Source organism: Anaerostipes caccae L1-92, assembly GCF_014467075.1.
In the GTDB taxonomy this organism is placed as follows: Bacteria; Bacillota; Clostridia; order Lachnospirales; family Lachnospiraceae; genus Anaerostipes; species Anaerostipes caccae.
In genome coordinates this window covers 959,850-975,306 of record NZ_AP023027.1, presented here as the reverse complement: position 1 = coordinate 975,306, position 15,457 = coordinate 959,850, and the positions used below count along the sequence as shown (strand labels likewise).

Sequence of the window (15,457 nt, the reverse complement as noted above, 5' to 3'; positions counted from 1 at the left end):
TCTGAAAAACAGCTCTATATTTACTGATCAGAATCTGTGATCAAATATGTAATGTCACCTGTCTTGCATATGACATAATTTGACACAGATCCGATCTTTTCCTTGGTCACAAGTGCCGCAGTCTGATAAGAGACAGAGAGCATCTTCTGTTTCAGCTGGCATTCTTCCATGGATGAATGACTGATGCCCACTTCACTGCTCATACAGTAAATCCCCATAAAATACAAATCCGGATGAAGCAGCTCCAGCTGTTTGATGACCTCATAGCCATAGGTAGCCATGGAAGATTTATACAGATTCCCGCCCAGCGTGATCACATCGATGTTTGGATAATCTCTTAAAAGAAGGATAATCGGAATACTGTTCGTAATAACCGTACAGCGCATGTGTTTATCCAGCTGCTTGATCACCTGATAGTTAGTTGTTCCGTCATCGATCAAAATCACAGATCCGGGTTTGATCAATTCTGCGCCCTTTTTGGCCAGACGAATCTTTTCTTCCAGATTCAGATCAATCCTTGCATCAAAATCTTCCTTCAAAGGTCCGTTTTTTACGGCTCCGCTGTGCACCTTTTTCAAAAGACCTCTCTGGTCTAATTCTTTAATATCTCTGCGGATCGTATCCTCAGAAACTTCAAGCCTCACACTTAATTCGCTGGCAATAATTTTATTTTCGAGGGACAGAATCTCCAGGATCTTATCCTGCCTCTCTGCTTTTAACATCTTCATCGCTTTACCTTCTCCTACACATACATTCTGTTGATTAGATTAATATTATTATAACGAATCCGCCGGAAAAGGGAAAGCAAAAGCGGACATTAAATATTCTTTAATAGTTCCATAATCTCTTGTTTATTTTCAGCATGCCTCATCTTTTCAATATTCTCTTCCTCAGCACAGATCAGCGCTATGTTGCTGAGCATATTCAGATGAGTGCCGTCTTTCCCGGCGATACCTATGACAACGTATGCAATATTTCCATCACCAAAGTCAACGCCTTCCGGAATCTGTACTACAGACAGGCCTGAAGTATATATTTCCGAATCTGATGACTCTATCCCATGAGGAATCGCCAGATGGTTTCCGATATACACAGAGAATCTCCTCTCCCTCTCCATCATATGTTCAATATACTTCGGAGTCGTATACGCGTTTTCCACCAAAATTTTTCCGGCATACCGAATGGCCTCTTCTTTATCCTTTACCTTCACATTTAACGCAATGTTTTCTTCTGATAAAATAGGTTTTGCTTTTTCTTTGCCGTTTCTGTCTTCAATCACTTCCAAAGCCCGGTCGTAATCAGCTTCTTTCAGAAAGTTGTTGATCGCCAGAAATTCCCTGCCTGTATTGTCTACACTCAGTTTTGCCCTCTCAATCAGCCCTTCCAGCGTGATAATCATGTCCGCATCAGGATCAATCCGGCTGGCCGATGAATTCTTTACCTTAATATCTTTATATCCTTCTTTCTGGAGACGATTCTTTAAAACCGATGCTCCCATGGCGCTGGAGCCCATTCCTGAATCACAGGCCACGATGATATAACGGATGGCACCTCCTGAGGAAGGCTTATGTTTCTTTAAGGCCGCTTCCGGTTTTGCCGTCTTTGTTCCCATATCGATACCGGCTACGGCAAGATCTGCCTCTTCCTCCGGAGAGCCTATGGTCTTCAGAATAAAAGAACCGATCAGCAGCGCCACCGCAAATCCCGCTCCGATTGCCAGAACATTTGCCACCGCAGCATCCTTTGGTGTCATAAGGGCTATATTGATCAGACTGCCCGGAGACGGCATGCCGACCAGACCGCCGCCCAGCACGACCAGGAGCAGAAGGGAGGTTGCAAGACCGCCCATTGTAGCAAAAATCATGATCGGATTTGCCAGAATAAAAGGAAAATACACTTCCCCGATACCGGCGATTCCCGCAATAAACATCGCCATGGGAGCTGTCTCTTTTGCTTTTCCCTTTCCAAAAACAGCAATAGAGCATAAGGTGCCAAGCAGCGGACCACAGTTAGAATCGAGCAGGAACATCAGGGATTTACCGGCCTCCTGAGCCTGAGCGAATGCAATCGGTGAGATAATTCCATGGTTTACTGCATTGTTCAAAAACAACACCTGGGCCGGGCACATAAATACAGCCAAAAGCGGAATCAGTTTCTTCGCGATCAGGAAGTTGATTCCTGCCGTCAAAAAAGCGATAATCGCATTTACCACCGGCCCGATGATCAGATAACCGAGGATAGCCAAAGCAAATCCAAGGATTCCAAGGCTGAAATTATTGATGAGCATTTCAAATCCGGGTTTGATTTTCCCCTCCACGGCATGGTCAAACTTCTTTAGAAGCCATGAAGAAAACGGGCCCATGATCATGGCTCCGCTGAACATAGTGATATCAGAACCTACAATCACTCCCATGGTAGTAAATGCACCGATAACACCTCCCCGCTGTCCATGGATATTATAGCCTGCCGTATAGCCGATCAGAAGCGGCAGCAGATAATTTAATATGGGTCCTACCATCTCATTTAATTTTTCATTGGGAATCCACCCTGTCGGTATGAACAATGCTGCCAGCAGTCCCCAGCCCACAAATGCACCCAGATTCGGCATGACCATCCCGCTCATATGCCCGCCGAATTTACGGATTCTGTCCAGTGCCCCTGCTTTTGTTTCCATATCTTACACCTCCGGTTCTCATACTTTGACTTTTTACTATTGAAATACTTTTTAACGTGTAGACTTTGCCCCGCTGATATTTACAGTAGTTCCGGATATGTAGCTTGCACGGTCGGACATCAGGTAGCAGATCAAGTCGGCAACTTCATCTAATTTCCCCGGTCTTCCCATCGGAATAACTTTTTCATAATCGGATGAAACATTGTTCTTATCCTGTCCTCTTGTATACGCAAGCGCTTCAAATGCTGCGTCGTTATTCATAGGAGTTCTCTCATTGATCGACGGTGCCACACCGACAACGCGGATATTATAGGGGCCCAGCTCCTTCGCCCATGACATTGTGTAAGAAAGGACTGCTCCTTTTGTGCCTGAATAGCAGCTCTGGCCTTTGGAGCCCTGCATCCCCGCCTCAGATGACATATTCACGATCACTCCGGATTTCTGTTTTATCATGTAACGTGCAGCAGCCTGTGAGCACAGGAATACTCCTTTTTGATTGACATTGACCATAAAATCAAAGTCTTCTTCTGAAAGTTCATATTCCGGACGTTTTCCGTAAAAATCAACCAGCAGTCTCGGACGGCTGACTCCTGCATTGTTCAGAAGGCCATCAATTTTTCCATATTTCTTTATTACCTGTTCCATCATCGAATCCACACTTTTCTTGTCGGCAACGTTGCACTCAACAAAAAAGATGTTCTCATCCTTTTCAAACGTCTCATTGTTTCTCAAGTCCGCAACCACAACTGCGGCACCGTTATTTCTCAGTGTTTTTACTACATGTTCACCGATCCCCTGGCTTCCGCCTGTGACGATCATGACTTTCCCGCTTAAGTCCATCCACTTTTCCATACTTGTTTTCCTTTCTTTCTGCATTTTTTTGCGCTTTCATCTGCATTTTATGCATCTGTTTGCCTGTTTTGTTTGCTGTTCCTTTATAATACCAGCATATTTTTGCATTGTCAAGGCTATTTATTGCAGTTATATGCGTTTTTATAATAAATTAACCGCATTTTTCGTACGAAAATGCGGTTATCTGCATGTTTTTTGCGGTTTAAATATGTGTGAAGGATTTTTCTCATCAAAAAAAGACAGCAGATGAATGAATTCATCTGCTGTCTCACTTTCCATTGATTATTTCGCGTAGTCCACAACCCGTGACTCACGGATAATATTGACTTTAATCTGTCCCGGGTAATCCAGGTTATCTTCCACCTGTTTTGAAATATCCCTGGCCAGTAAAATCATGTCGTCGTCACTGATTTGTTCTGGAACTACCATTACACGAATCTCCCGACCTGCCTGTATCGCAAAAGTTTTATCAACACCCTGGAAGGAATCTGCGATCTCTTCCAGCTGTTTCAGTCTCGTCGTATAGCTTTCCAGTGTTTCGCTTCTCGCTCCCGGTCTCGCTGCGGAAATCGCATCTGCCGCCTGAACAAGACAAGCGATTAATGTATCTGGTTCTGCATCCCCATGATGGGATTCCACTGCATTGATTACAATCGGATGTTCCTTGTACTTCTTGCACAAGTTCACTCCAAGTTCTACGTGGGAACCTTCCACTTCGTGGTCGATAGCTTTTCCAATGTCATGGAGCAGCCCAGCGCGTTTTGCCATCCTGACATCGACTCCGATCTCAGATGCCAGCAGCCCTGAAAGCTGTGCCACCTCCATAGAGTGCTTCAGTGCGTTCTGTCCATAGCTGGTGCGGTATTTCATCTTGCCCAGCAGACGGACCAGTTCCGGATGGATACCGTGAACTCCAAGTTCCAGAGTTGCAGCCTCCCCGTCTTCCCGCATCTTCGTCTCCACTTCTTTTGTGGCTTTTTCCACCATCTCTTCGATCCTGGCCGGATGAATTCTTCCGTCCACGATCAGCTTTTCAAGAGCAATCCTTGCAATCTCTCTCCTGACCGGATTAAAACTTGACAATACGACTGCTTCCGGGGTATCATCGATGATCAATTCTACTCCTGTCATATTCTCAAGGGCACGGATATTCCTGCCCTCCCGGCCGATGATGCGTCCTTTCATCTCGTCGTTTGGAAGCTGTACAAGAGAGATCGTCGTCTCGGCCACATGGTCTACGGCACACTTCTGAATGGCTGTGACCACATACTCCTTGGCTCTCTTTCTCGCATCTTCCTTTGCTCTGGATTCCATCTCTTTTACGAGCATCGCTGTCTCGTGCTTTACGTCTTCCTTCACTGCTGATAATAGTTGTTCTTTTGCCTGATCAGAGGTCAGCCCAGAAATTCTTTCTAATTCCTGTAAGTGTTTGGACTTGAGCTCCTGCACTTTTGCCTTGTCTGCCTCAAAATTCTTTTCTTTGGCAGTCAGAGACTGTTCCCTGCGCTCCAGCATCTCTGCTTTCTTGTCAACAGTTTCTTCCTTGTTGAGTACGCGCTTTTCGTACTTCTGCAGTTCACCCCTGCGTTCCTTTGTTTCCTTTTCAAAGTCATGTCTCGCTTTTATAGTTTCTTCCTTGATCTCAAGTGAAGCTTCGCGTTTCTTCGCATCCGCTGCTTTTATGGCTTCATCTATAATATCTCTGGCTTTGCTCTCTGCGTTTCCAATGGTTACTTCCATAGCCTTCTTGCTTCTTTGATTGGCAACATAGGCGGAAATTGGCGCAACAATGACCAGAGTTGCGATAATGGCAATAATTATATATACCACAGGCCTCCTCCTTATTCAATTTTTTGTGCATAAAACACTTCTATAATTTTATATGTTTTTGCACAAAAAGTCAAGAAAGCCTAACGCTCAGGTTGAATAATCATGGCCTGATACGGAGGAATCAAAAGCCCTCCCCCAAAATCCTTCTCTTCTCCGGTCAGAAGATCCGTGCCTTTTCCCGCTCTGGCGTCAAAATGCAGGGTATATTCCTCCGATCCCGCATTTAAGGCAAAAATCATTCTCTCTTCTCCCGCTTCTCTCTCAAAGGCGATGATATCCTGTTCCGTGCGTATTTCTCTGTAACCGCCGTCTTTCAGCGCCTGACTGTGTTTCCTCACTTCTGAAAGCTTTGCGATGTATTGATAGAGTTCTCCCCGCTTCAGATCCTCAGGTTTTACTCTCGGACGAAGTGCGTCGTCACTGCCGGGTTCTTTAAATCCCTCGATTCCCCACTCACTTCCGTAGTAGACGGACGGTACCCCCGGCATGGCAAACATGAGTGCATTGATCAGAGGCAGATGTTTTTCATCCGTAAGCTGGGTGGCAATCCTCATCACATCGTGGTTATCCACAAAACTGTACAGAGGGAGTCCCTGATAAAGTGTCCATGGTTCCGGGCCAAACTGCCGGTTCAGAGAATAACCGATCTCGTGCATGTTGTGGGTATTAAAACTGGAGTACAGTCCCTTATAACATTCATAATTTGTGGCAGAATCAAGCATATGGTGATTGACCAGAGTGCTGTAATCCCCGTGCAGCATTTCTCCTATAAAGACCATCTCCGGATTTCTGTCTCTGGCAAAATCCACAAGATTCTTCATAAATGTCCGGTTCAGCATATAGGCTACATCCAGACGGATACCGTCAATCCCGAACTCCTCCATCCACATACCCACTGCATCCAGAAGGTGGTCTCTGACTGCGGGGTTATCCAGATTTAATTTTACCAGTTCAAAATGGCCTTCCCACCCCTCATACCAGAATCCGTCACCATAGTTGCTGTTTCCGTCAAAATTGATATAGAACCAATCCTTATATTCAGAATCCTGCCTCTTTTCCAAAACGTCCTGAAATGCCCAGAATTCTCGGCCCACATGATTGAATACACCGTCTAAAATAACTTTGATTCCTTCTTCATGCAGTGCATTGCATACTTCTTTAAAATCTTCGTTCGTTCCAAGCCTTTGGTCGATCACCTTATAATCTTTCGTATCGTATCCGTGGCTGCTGGACTCAAAAACCGGTGAAAAATAAATGGCATTGGCTCCCAACCCTTTGATATGAGGTATCCATTCCTTTACTTCCAATATCCCATGTTCTGTCTCATCATCCACAAAAGCTCCCAGCGGAAAAATGTGATAAAAAATCAAGTCCTTCATTGTTAATCCTTTCATAGTCAATCTCCCTTCCTACCTTTGGGGTGTCACTCTGTGCTCTTTAAAGATTCCACCATGCTGATTTTCCGAAGCTGGAAAAACATCATGAAATTAATCAGCGCCGCAAACCCTATGGTGAGCAGAACACTGTATAAATAACTGGGCGGCAGGATCTGTCTTCCAAACATGATCAGATCTACCTCCGCAGTTAAAATCACATATCGGTGGAGGAGGATGCCCAAACCCGCTCCCACGGCTGTGCCTATGACAGTGAGCAGGATATTTTCCCGATAAACATAGGCTGCGGTCTCCAGGTCATAAAAACCCAAAACTTTAAGGGTTGCGAGTTCCGCCTTCCTCTCAGCGATATTAATGTTGTTCAGATTATATAATACTACAAAAGCCAGGAGTCCGGCAGATACAATTAAGACAAACACAACAATATTCAGATTGTTCAGCATATCGTTCATCTCTTTCTCAAAATCAGAGATAAAGGAAACAGATGCCACCCCCTCCTGCTTCAGCAGACCTTTTCCAAGATCTGTCTCTGTTTTTTCGGATCTGTCTTTGTCTTTTAAAAGAATTTGATTGTACTCCGGCTCCTCTCCATAAAGCTTTTGGTATAGATCTTTGGACATATAGATATTGTGATGCATATAATTTTCTGTAATATGCTCCACTTTCGCCCGGACAGTCTTTGTCTCTCCTTCTTTGATGATGACAGTATCTCCGATTTTGATGCCCAGCAGGCTGCACACTTTTTCCGTGAGAATAATGCCGTTGTCAGAGAGCCGGTATTTCTCCCCGGATATCCGGTCCTTAAACCGGATATAAGATGAAAGTCCTTTGGCATCTTCCGGAACAAACAGAGAAGCCGACTTGCTGTCCCCATCAAACTCCAAATCTACTGAGACGCTGCGGATTTTGGTGCTGCTTGGTATTGTATGCTGTTTTTGTATCCAAGATGCAATTTCCTGCTCCTTTTTTGCAGACAGATCGTCTTCTAGTGTGACCGATGCATCATAAGTCATAATGTTTTGATACTGATTTTTTGATATGGCAAAAATAGAATCTTTCAACCCAAAACCGACGAGCAGCAGCGCCATACACCCGCCGATTCCGAATATGGTCATAAAAAACCGCTTTTTATACCGGAACAGGTTTCTCAGGGTGGACTTCCACGTAAAGTTTAAATGCCTCCACAGAATTCCGATCCGCTCAAGCAGGATCCGTTTGCCCTCCTTCGGTGCCTCAGGGCGCATCAGCTGCGCCGGTTTTTCCCTCAGTTCTTTATAACAGGCAAACATGGTGGCTCCAAGCGTGATACACACAGAGGCCGCGGAGGCTGTCAGTGCAAACCTGGTCTCAAACGGATGTTTTACCGGACCGATTCCCGTATACATCATAGAATACGCCTCGATGATGATCTTGGGAAGGATTGTCTCTCCCACAAGCACACCAATGATACTTCCCCCTGCTGTGGCGAGCAGGGCGTACAGTCCATACTTCTTTGCCACATCGAAGCCTGTGTACCCCAAAGCCTTTAAAATTCCGATCTGGGTTCTCTGCTCCTCCACCATCCTGGTCATGGTCGTCAGACTCACCAGTGCGGCTACCAGGAAGAAAATCACCGGAAATACTTCTCCGATCGCCCCGATTCTTTCGGTGTCCCCTCCGTATTCCACGTAAGACTGAATCTTGTTCCGGTCCAGCACATACCATTTGGGCATCTTTATATCATCTATCTCTTTCCGGGCATCATCGATCTTCTTCTTTGCCTTGGCAAACTTGCGGTCCGCCTTCTTCTTAGAAGATCTATATTCTTTTTCTCCCTTTTTGAGCTCCTTTCGGGCATCTGAAAGCTTTTTCTCAGCCTCGTAAATTTTAAGTTCTCCGTTCTTAAGTTCTTTTTCCTTCTTCCTCAGCAGAGAGGCAGAACTATTTAACTTTCGTTTGCTTGCCTGAAGTTCCTTTTTCCCTTTGGCCAGCTCCTTTTTAGAGGCTTTCAAAACTGCCTCCTGTCTTAAAAGTTCCTTCTCTGCCTGTTCAAATTTCTGCTGCATCTGTGGAGGAATCTGTCCCATAGCTTCTGCCTGCTGTATCTGCTGTTTTAACTGTTCTTTCGCTTTGGCAAGTTCCTTTTCTGCTTTCACAAGCTTTTTCTCATTGCTTTTAATATCTTTCTCTGCCTTAGAAAGCTGCTTCCTGCCGTCTCTGTAACTCTGCCATCCCTTTTGTATCTCTTTCCCGCCCTGGGATATCTTATGTTTCCGGGAAGCAATCTCTTTTTGTCCGGCGTTTATTTCCTTTTTGGCATCTTTGAGTTTCTGCTCTGCTTCTGCGAGTTTCTTATCCGCTTTTTTCTTTTCTTTTTTATATTGATTCTCAGCCTTTTTTACTTCCTTTTCAGCCTCGTCCTTTATTTCTCTTTGTCTAATCTCACAGCGGCTGTCGGAAATATTCTTAATCTTTTTTTCTGCTTTTTCTACGATATCATCATAGTCGTCCGTATATGCAGTCTTCCCTGCCGCCCCTTTCACAGTGATATACAAATCCGTGCAGACATCCAATTTAAAATTTTCTTTCGGCACCACAGCAAAACCGCTGATCTGCCCATTTCCTATAGTTGCCGTTCCCCTGTCTCTGGAAAGATAATAGGAGGAACTTCCCACTCCGACTACTTTCAGTGAGGATTCTTTTAATGTCTCCCCAATGTCATCATCCGTTCCCGAAGACACTGTAATCGTATCGCCGACTTTGATATCCGAATGGTCCATCAGATAAGAATCCACCAGGCACTCTCCGTTCGTCTTCGGCATCCTGCCCTCTGTGACTTTGATCTGGTTGAGCCGGTCGGTCGCCGCCATGACTTTTAAGACTTTTTCTGTGTCATTCAATTTACAGATCGTGTCCACAGAGTAGCTTGGTTCCGCCACGGAAATCCCGGAAATTTCTCTGACCGCCTTTACATCTTTCTCTGTGATACCCATGGTGCCAAGGACTCTTAAATCCATAAGCCTGCTCTCGTCAAACTGGGCATCTGCGGTTAACTTCATATCGGGTTCTGTAACCCGGACTCCGGAAAAAAACGCTACTCCCAATGCAACAATAAAAAAGATCGACAAAAATCTCGGCAGTGTCTTTCGGACCATCATGAAATTGTCTTTATGAAGCGCTTTCTTCATATGGTCCACCTACCATTCTATCGTCTCTACTGATTTAGGCTCCTGATTGATCCGCATATCATGTACTTTTCCGCTCTTGATCTCGATCACACGGTCTGCAATCGGGGCGATCGCAAGATTGTGAGTGATGACAATCACAGTTTTATTTCTCTCACGGCAAGTATCCTGCAAAAGTTTTAGAATCGATTTTCCTGTCTTATAGTCCAGAGCCCCGGTCGGCTCATCGCAGAGCAGAAGCTTTGGATTCTTGGCAAGGGCCCTGGCAATGGAAACCCTCTGCTGTTCTCCTCCGGAAAGCTGGGCAGGGAAATTAGAGAGGCGCTCAGAAAGCCCCACATCCGAAAGAATCTGTTCCGCATCCAGCGGATTTTTACTGATCTGAAGGGCCAGCTCCACATTTTCCAGCGCCGTCAGGTTGGGCACCAGATTGTAAAACTGAAATACAAATCCGATGTCATTTCTCCGGTACTGGGTCAGCTGTCTTCTTGAATACTTTGCGATATCATTTCCATCTACAAAAACAGAACCGGAAGTAACGGTATCCATTCCTCCCAGAATGTTCAAAATTGTGGTCTTTCCGGCGCCGCTGGCTCCTATGATGACGACAAATTCTCCCTCACTGATGGTAAAATTAATCCCATCCACGGCCTTGGTAACGACCTGTCCCGTCTGATATATTTTCCTCACTTCTTCCAACCGAATAAAATCATCCATATGCAGTTCCCTCCGCTATCCGAGATACATAAATTTTAACATATTTTCGCAGAAAATAATACCTATATGCTCTGCCGCGGTCAGACAAAAATGATTTCCATTAGATTTCATCATTTGATATGTTATGATAAGGTTATAAAACGAATGTCTGGTATATAAATTTTGAAAGGACTGGCAGCTTATGATCACGAAAGATGACCTGAGATTTTACCGCGAACCCCATCGTGTTCTGGAAAAAGGAGAGGATTATATGTATCTCCTTCCTCATCCGGCACTGCGGGATTGGATTTCTAATTACACTGTCACCTTCCCCGGCAGTGACATGATCTCAAATCATTACACCGTCATCCCCCACGGGTGCGCAACTCTGGTATGTTCCTGTAATGAAACCGGAATGAGCAGCCGCTTGTTTGGTCCGGCCACGGCGGCCTGTAGCGTCGGTGAGCAGGCAAATCAGGCAGAAATGTTATTTATTATTGAGTTCCAGCCGGCCGGTTTATACGCATTTACAGGTGTTCCGCAAAAGGAGCTTTCTGATCGTGCTTTCTCTCCTTCTGACCTAAGTTTCGGGTTAGATAAACGGATCATTGAAAGCATCGAAAAAGCCCGCAGTGCATATGAAATGATCAGGAACATCGACAGCCTGCTGCTGACAAACATAAAAGCTTCTCTGTCCCCCGAACTGCATTTTTCTGTTCAGAACATTATTCAGAACATGGGCAGTCTCTCTGTAAAAGAGTTGTCGGATACTGTCTATTACAGCCAGCGGCATTTAAACCGGATATTTTCTCGGTGTATCGGAATGAACGCGAAGACTTTTTCCCGCCTGGTGCGCATAAATACGGCAGTCCGGCTCCTGCATAATCCTCAAAACAGCATCACCAATGCCTGCAATTTATCCGGATTTTATGATCTGCCTCACTTTATCCACGATTTTAAATCTGTATGCGGAATTTCTCCACAGGAATACCGCCGTGAGATGTCCGATTTTTACAGCGAGATTGCTAAATTCTGATCTATAATGTAGGTACAAAGCAGAAAGGAGCAGAAAATATGATATACGGCGGTACGTTGATTTCGGTATCTGATATGGAAAGGTCCAAAAATTTTTATGAGAAGGTAATGGAACAAACGGTAGAGATGGATCTGGGGGTTCATGTTTCTTTTCAAAACGGCCTGTCTCTGCAGTCCAACTACGAAGAATTGGTCGGAGTGAAACTGGAGCCCCAGGAGAAACCTGATAATTTTCAGCTTTATTTTGAAGTGGAAGACTTGGACGCCTGGGAAGATAAGCTGAAAGCTCTGGAAGGGATTGAATTTCTCCATGGCATCAAAGAATATCCATGGGGCCAGCGTGTTATGCGGTTTTACGATTATGACAAATATATCGTAGAGACAGCAGAGAGCATGGAGAGCGTTGCAAAACGTTTCTTGTCACAGGGGCTCTCAGCAGAAGAAACTGCAGAGCGAACGATGCTTCCGGTTGGGTTTGTTGAGCAGTTTTTATAAATGATTTGAATCGACGGATATAAAAAAGTAAAAATTTAGGCATTGAGTTTCTTGTGAAATTAAAGAAGCTCAATGCCTTTTCATGATTTGTATTTGTTGTAAATAAAGGTCTAGTACAACTCTTGTTTTTATTAATCGAAATACAGAGGTTATCTATAGCAACATTAAGGCGGAATTTCAATACAACTCTTGTTTTTATTTATCATGTTATCAAATCTTTTATTTTGTAAGTCTTCCATATTTCAATACAACTCTTGTTTTTATTTATCCAACGTATTTCCGCCATTCCTTATATCCATTATAGTCATTTTCCCTGATAAATTCAACGTTTCTCTGAATTTTTCCCAACCGTTTCTGTTTTTCCGGCATTTTCTTTCAAATCGGCTTCCAACCGCCATTTTAAGCGGTCTCCCGGCATTTCGTCTCTTTTTGAGGTTGGGAAAACCAATAAAAGCCGCCATCCGGCAGCCCTTATTCTCCATTATCTGAATTGATTTGTCTCAGGATGATATTCATAACCGATACCCGAAAGTTTTGTGCTGATCTCTCCTGAGTCCACACACAGACTCTTGCACAGTTCCTCGAAACTGTCATAATAGTCCCTCAGCTGTGTATTGATGTAGCTTAACAGTATCACCGGATCATTCGGCAGCATTTCTTTTCCTCCTCACTTATGTCACAACCACAAAAAAGCAGTGTTCCTTTCCAAATTCGTAATAAATCTTTTGTTTTTCAATGTGATGAATCACATAAATCAGCCCAAAACCATGTTCCGTCAGCCAGCGTTCCATGGCGTTCCATATTTCTTTATCTCCTTGCGCTTCGGCAATGAATGTCTCTGTTCCCTGCTTCAGGTCACAATAATACAGTTTCATAAGCAGGCACCTCCTTTAACTCCTTTTTAAGAAGAATGTATAAGAAATCAATACACTGACGGCAAATATGAATAAATCCATAATCAGCATATCTTTCTTTAACACGGCGGTATATGCGTCAAACAATCCTCTGATAGCCACGCAGCCCAACCCGGTCCCCACGGCCAGGCGGAGCCAGTAATATCTGATATGCCTGTACATAAACCGAAACATCAGAATGCCGTATATCAGATTCGGATAAATCAAAAGCTTATAATGCTCTTCTACCTTCTCACTGACCGGAAACAGCCACCAGAAAAAGTCCGGTCTTCCAATCCAGTCATAGATAAAATGCCAAAGGCTGCCCACCACAGCCGTAAACAGAATGCCTCCAAGAATAAACTTTTTATTTCTGGACATAACCATCCCTCCTTTGGGATAGTATACGCAAATTTTAGGTTCTCATCCTGTTACGGCCCGTCCGGCAAAAACTGCAAGGACGGAAAACAGCACACTCAGCACCACATATAAGATACCTTCACTCACTCTTCCCTCTGAGACAAGGGTCCCTGTCTCAAGAGCAAACGTAGAAAATGTAGTAAATCCTCCGCATAATCCCGTCTTTAAAAACAGGATCAGATTAGGATTTTGGGCCGGTATCCTGCCGGTCCACCCGGCGATCATGCCGATCACAAAGGCTCCCAGCACATTGATCCCCAAAGTGATCACTGGAATTCTTAACTGCGCTGAAACCGGGATCAGCCCGAGAAGATAGCGGAAGACTGCGCCGAGAAATCCTCCCATCCCTACAAATACACACTGAATCATGTATTATTCTCCTTTGAATTCTTCCGTTGTCATAAGCTCTCCGGTATCCGTATTCATCACATACCCGAATATCTTAATGTCATCCGGAATCAGCGGATGGGTGCTTAAAAGTTCCACAGTTTCATTGACAGAGTCAGAGACACAGTCAAATCCTGCCAGCCAGGAATCAAAGTCAATCCCACAGTGCCGGATGAAATTAATCTTGTCTTCTTCTATCCCCCGGTCGATCATGTGCCGGATCATGCTGTCGCTGTCCATGTGGCCGACACCGCAGTCCGTATGACCGATGACCATGATCTCTTCAATGCCAAGTTCATATATTGCGATCAAAAGACTTCTCACCACACTTCCAAACAGATGACTGGTAACTCCTCCCGCATTTTTAATGATTTTTACGTCCCCGTTTTTTAAGCCAAGGGCTGCCGGAAGCAGTTCCGTAAGCCTGGTATCCATACAGGTTAAGATCGCAATCTTCTTGTCCGGATATTTGCTTGTCTTGTACTGTTCATACATTTTATTTTTCACAAACACCTTGTTATATTCCAAAATATCTTCAATCATTTTTTTATCCTCTCTTATCTTTTACCAGATCCGCCGTGCTTCCCTTACAGGCTCTCAAATAATCCGCGGGATTAAGTTCCACCTGTGTTCCCCGCTTTCCGCCGCTGACGATGAGTGTCTCCAGATTCTTCACACTCTCATCCACCACAGTGCGGTAGTCCTTTTTCATTCCTATAGCGGTGCAGCCGCCTCTTATGTAGCCTGTGACTTTGTTTATATCCTTTACATGAATCATTTCCACTGATTTTTCGCCCACGGCTTTGGCTGCCTTTTTCAAATCCAGCTCCTCGGCAATCGGAATGACAAACACAAAATACTGGCTGCTCTTTCCCTCCGTGACCAGCGTTTTAAACACCTTATCATAGGGCTGTCCAAGCATATCCGCAATAGCCACTCCGTCAGTAAATTCTTCACATTCATAGCGGTGGATCTCAAACCTGATTTTTTCTTTCTCCAAAATCCTCATCGCATTGGTCTTCGGCTCTTTTTTTGCCATGTTCCTTCCTCCCAACATTCATAGAATGTATGTTGCTGTCTATTATATCACATTTTTTCAGCAGGACAATAGGGGCCTGAAAAGCAGAAGAAAGCTTCTGAACGGAAAAACGTCCCACAAAAATCTGCGGGACGTTTTCAACTCCGGTTATAATGAATACTATGCTAAAGAAAAATTTATGCTTCTACAAATACGTCTTTTCCAAGACCGCAGATCGGGCAGACCCAATCTTCCGGAAGATCCTCAAAAGCTGTTCCCGGTTCGATTCCCTGACTCGGATCACCTTCTGCCGGATCGTATTCATAGCCGCATGGTTCGCAAAGATATTTTTTCATTGTTGTTACCTCCATCTATTAACTTATTCATATTGTGATGTAAGGGTCAAAAGGTATTTTGACCCCCAGATACCTGCGGATTGTTCCGCACTTTGTGCTCCCACAATCCTAAAAACATTCGAAATCCGCCCTAATCGGGCTGCTTTCTCATGTTTTATGGGTCCCAAAGCCCTGCTTTTTCATACAAGCATGAAACGCATACCCTTTTGACCCTGGTATCATATTATCTTTCATCTGTGACGT

The 15,457-nt window shown here is 44.4% G+C and carries 16 protein-coding genes; 2 read left to right on the top strand and 14 right to left on the bottom strand.

What is annotated here, in order from left to right:
* Positions 1 to 20: 20 nt before the first annotated feature.
* The 7 genes from ANCC_RS04830 to ANCC_RS04800 form a co-directional block, all read right to left on the bottom strand.
* The gene (locus tag ANCC_RS04830; protein WP_006566435.1) at positions 21 to 728 is read right to left on the bottom strand and encodes a DeoR/GlpR family DNA-binding transcription regulator; all 708 of its coding nucleotides are present in this window, start codon (positions 726 to 728) and stop codon (positions 21 to 23) included.
* An 89-nt stretch (positions 729 to 817) separates the two neighbouring features.
* Positions 818 to 2,674 carry a PTS mannitol transporter subunit IICBA gene (locus tag ANCC_RS04825; protein WP_006566436.1) on the bottom strand — a complete coding sequence of 619 codons (1,857 nt, stop codon included), beginning with the start codon at positions 2,672 to 2,674 and terminating at the stop codon, positions 818 to 820.
* A 51-nt stretch (positions 2,675 to 2,725) separates the two neighbouring features.
* The gene (locus ANCC_RS04820; protein ID WP_009289005.1) at positions 2,726 to 3,526 is read right to left on the bottom strand and encodes an SDR family oxidoreductase; all 801 of its coding nucleotides are present in this window, start codon (positions 3,524 to 3,526) and stop codon (positions 2,726 to 2,728) included.
* Positions 3,527 to 3,808: 282 nt separating this feature from the next.
* The gene (gene rny / locus ANCC_RS04815; RefSeq protein WP_006566438.1) at positions 3,809 to 5,356 is read right to left on the bottom strand and encodes a ribonuclease Y; all 1,548 of its coding nucleotides are present in this window, start codon (positions 5,354 to 5,356) and stop codon (positions 3,809 to 3,811) included.
* Between the two features lie 80 nt (positions 5,357 to 5,436).
* The gene (locus ANCC_RS04810) at positions 5,437 to 6,750 is read right to left on the bottom strand and encodes an alpha-amylase family glycosyl hydrolase (protein WP_006566439.1); all 1,314 of its coding nucleotides are present in this window, start codon (positions 6,748 to 6,750) and stop codon (positions 5,437 to 5,439) included.
* 29 nt (positions 6,751 to 6,779) lie between these two features.
* Positions 6,780 to 9,917, bottom strand: coding sequence for an FtsX-like permease family protein (locus tag ANCC_RS17590; RefSeq protein ID WP_039946472.1), 3,138 nt, complete (start codon positions 9,915 to 9,917; stop codon positions 6,780 to 6,782).
* A gap of 9 nt (positions 9,918 to 9,926) precedes the next feature.
* Positions 9,927 to 10,631 (bottom strand): ABC transporter ATP-binding protein, encoded by a 705-nt coding sequence (locus tag ANCC_RS04800; RefSeq protein WP_006566441.1) that lies wholly within the window; start codon positions 10,629 to 10,631, stop codon positions 9,927 to 9,929.
* 181 nt (positions 10,632 to 10,812) lie between these two features.
* Here ANCC_RS04800 and ANCC_RS04795 point away from each other — a divergent pair, with 181 nt between their 5' ends.
* Both ANCC_RS04795 and ANCC_RS04790 read left to right on the top strand, forming a co-directional pair.
* Complete coding sequence (locus ANCC_RS04795) at positions 10,813 to 11,646, top strand: helix-turn-helix domain-containing protein (RefSeq protein ID WP_006566443.1); 834 nt, start codon at positions 10,813 to 10,815, stop codon at positions 11,644 to 11,646.
* Between the two features lie 38 nt (positions 11,647 to 11,684).
* Complete coding sequence (locus ANCC_RS04790) at positions 11,685 to 12,140, top strand: VOC family protein (protein ID WP_006566444.1); 456 nt, start codon at positions 11,685 to 11,687, stop codon at positions 12,138 to 12,140.
* 481 nt (positions 12,141 to 12,621) lie between these two features.
* Here ANCC_RS04790 and ANCC_RS04785 read toward each other — a convergent pair whose 3' ends face one another.
* The 7 genes from ANCC_RS04785 to rd all read right to left on the bottom strand — a co-directional run bounded on the left by ANCC_RS04785 (position 12,622) and on the right by rd (position 15,214).
* Positions 12,622 to 12,795 (bottom strand): DUF4250 domain-containing protein, encoded by a 174-nt coding sequence (locus tag ANCC_RS04785; RefSeq protein WP_006566446.1) that lies wholly within the window; start codon positions 12,793 to 12,795, stop codon positions 12,622 to 12,624.
* A 16-nt stretch (positions 12,796 to 12,811) separates the two neighbouring features.
* Positions 12,812 to 13,015: a hypothetical protein gene (locus ANCC_RS04780; protein WP_006566447.1), complete on the bottom strand. Its 204-nt coding sequence runs from the start codon at positions 13,013 to 13,015 to the stop codon at positions 12,812 to 12,814.
* Positions 13,016 to 13,030: 15 nt separating this feature from the next.
* On the bottom strand, positions 13,031 to 13,414 hold the full coding sequence (locus tag ANCC_RS04775) for a DUF6512 family protein (protein ID WP_233458258.1): 384 nt from the start codon (positions 13,412 to 13,414) through the stop codon (positions 13,031 to 13,033).
* 42 nt (positions 13,415 to 13,456) lie between these two features.
* Entirely contained in the window at positions 13,457 to 13,822 is a 366-nt protein-coding gene (gene crcB, locus ANCC_RS04770) for a fluoride efflux transporter CrcB (protein ID WP_006566449.1), read from the bottom strand.
* Between the two features lie 3 nt (positions 13,823 to 13,825).
* Complete coding sequence (locus tag ANCC_RS04765) at positions 13,826 to 14,383, bottom strand: beta-class carbonic anhydrase (protein WP_006566450.1); 558 nt, start codon at positions 14,381 to 14,383, stop codon at positions 13,826 to 13,828.
* 4 nt (positions 14,384 to 14,387) lie between these two features.
* Positions 14,388 to 14,879, bottom strand: coding sequence for a Cys-tRNA(Pro) deacylase (gene ybaK / locus ANCC_RS04760; RefSeq protein ID WP_006566451.1), 492 nt, complete (start codon positions 14,877 to 14,879; stop codon positions 14,388 to 14,390).
* A gap of 176 nt (positions 14,880 to 15,055) precedes the next feature.
* A complete protein-coding gene (gene rd / locus ANCC_RS04755) occupies positions 15,056 to 15,214 on the bottom strand; it encodes a rubredoxin (RefSeq protein WP_009289014.1) in 159 nt (52 codons plus the stop codon).
* Between the last annotated feature and the right edge of the window lie 243 nt (positions 15,215 to 15,457).

Excerpts from the sequence above, each read along its gene's own strand:
- crcB (WP_006566449.1), bottom strand. The coding sequence starts at position 13,822 with ATGATTCAGTGTGTATTTGTAGGGATGGGAGGATTTCTCGGCGCAGTC.
- ANCC_RS04790 (WP_006566444.1), top strand. The coding sequence starts at position 11,685 with ATGATATACGGCGGTACGTTGATTTCGGTATCTGATATGGAAAGGTCC.
- ANCC_RS04775 (WP_233458258.1), bottom strand. The coding sequence starts at position 13,414 with ATGTCCAGAAATAAAAAGTTTATTCTTGGAGGCATTCTGTTTACGGCT.
- ANCC_RS04820 (WP_009289005.1), bottom strand. The coding sequence starts at position 3,526 with ATGGAAAAGTGGATGGACTTAAGCGGGAAAGTCATGATCGTCACAGGC.
- ANCC_RS04795 (WP_006566443.1), top strand. The coding sequence starts at position 10,813 with ATGATCACGAAAGATGACCTGAGATTTTACCGCGAACCCCATCGTGTT.
- ANCC_RS04800 (WP_006566441.1), bottom strand. The coding sequence starts at position 10,631 with ATGGATGATTTTATTCGGTTGGAAGAAGTGAGGAAAATATATCAGACG.
- ANCC_RS04810 (WP_006566439.1), bottom strand. The coding sequence starts at position 6,750 with ATGAAAGGATTAACAATGAAGGACTTGATTTTTTATCACATTTTTCCG.
- ANCC_RS04780 (WP_006566447.1), bottom strand. The coding sequence starts at position 13,015 with ATGAAACTGTATTATTGTGACCTGAAGCAGGGAACAGAGACATTCATT.
- ANCC_RS04785 (WP_006566446.1), bottom strand. The coding sequence starts at position 12,795 with ATGCTGCCGAATGATCCGGTGATACTGTTAAGCTACATCAATACACAG.
- ANCC_RS04830 (WP_006566435.1), bottom strand. The coding sequence starts at position 728 with ATGAAGATGTTAAAAGCAGAGAGGCAGGATAAGATCCTGGAGATTCTG.
- ybaK (WP_006566451.1), bottom strand. The coding sequence starts at position 14,879 with ATGGCAAAAAAAGAGCCGAAGACCAATGCGATGAGGATTTTGGAGAAA.
- rd (WP_009289014.1), bottom strand. The coding sequence starts at position 15,214 with ATGAAAAAATATCTTTGCGAACCATGCGGCTATGAATACGATCCGGCA.
- ANCC_RS17590 (WP_039946472.1), bottom strand. The coding sequence starts at position 9,917 with ATGAAGAAAGCGCTTCATAAAGACAATTTCATGATGGTCCGAAAGACA.
- ANCC_RS04765 (WP_006566450.1), bottom strand. The coding sequence starts at position 14,383 with ATGATTGAAGATATTTTGGAATATAACAAGGTGTTTGTGAAAAATAAA.
- ANCC_RS04825 (WP_006566436.1), bottom strand. The coding sequence starts at position 2,674 with ATGGAAACAAAAGCAGGGGCACTGGACAGAATCCGTAAATTCGGCGGG.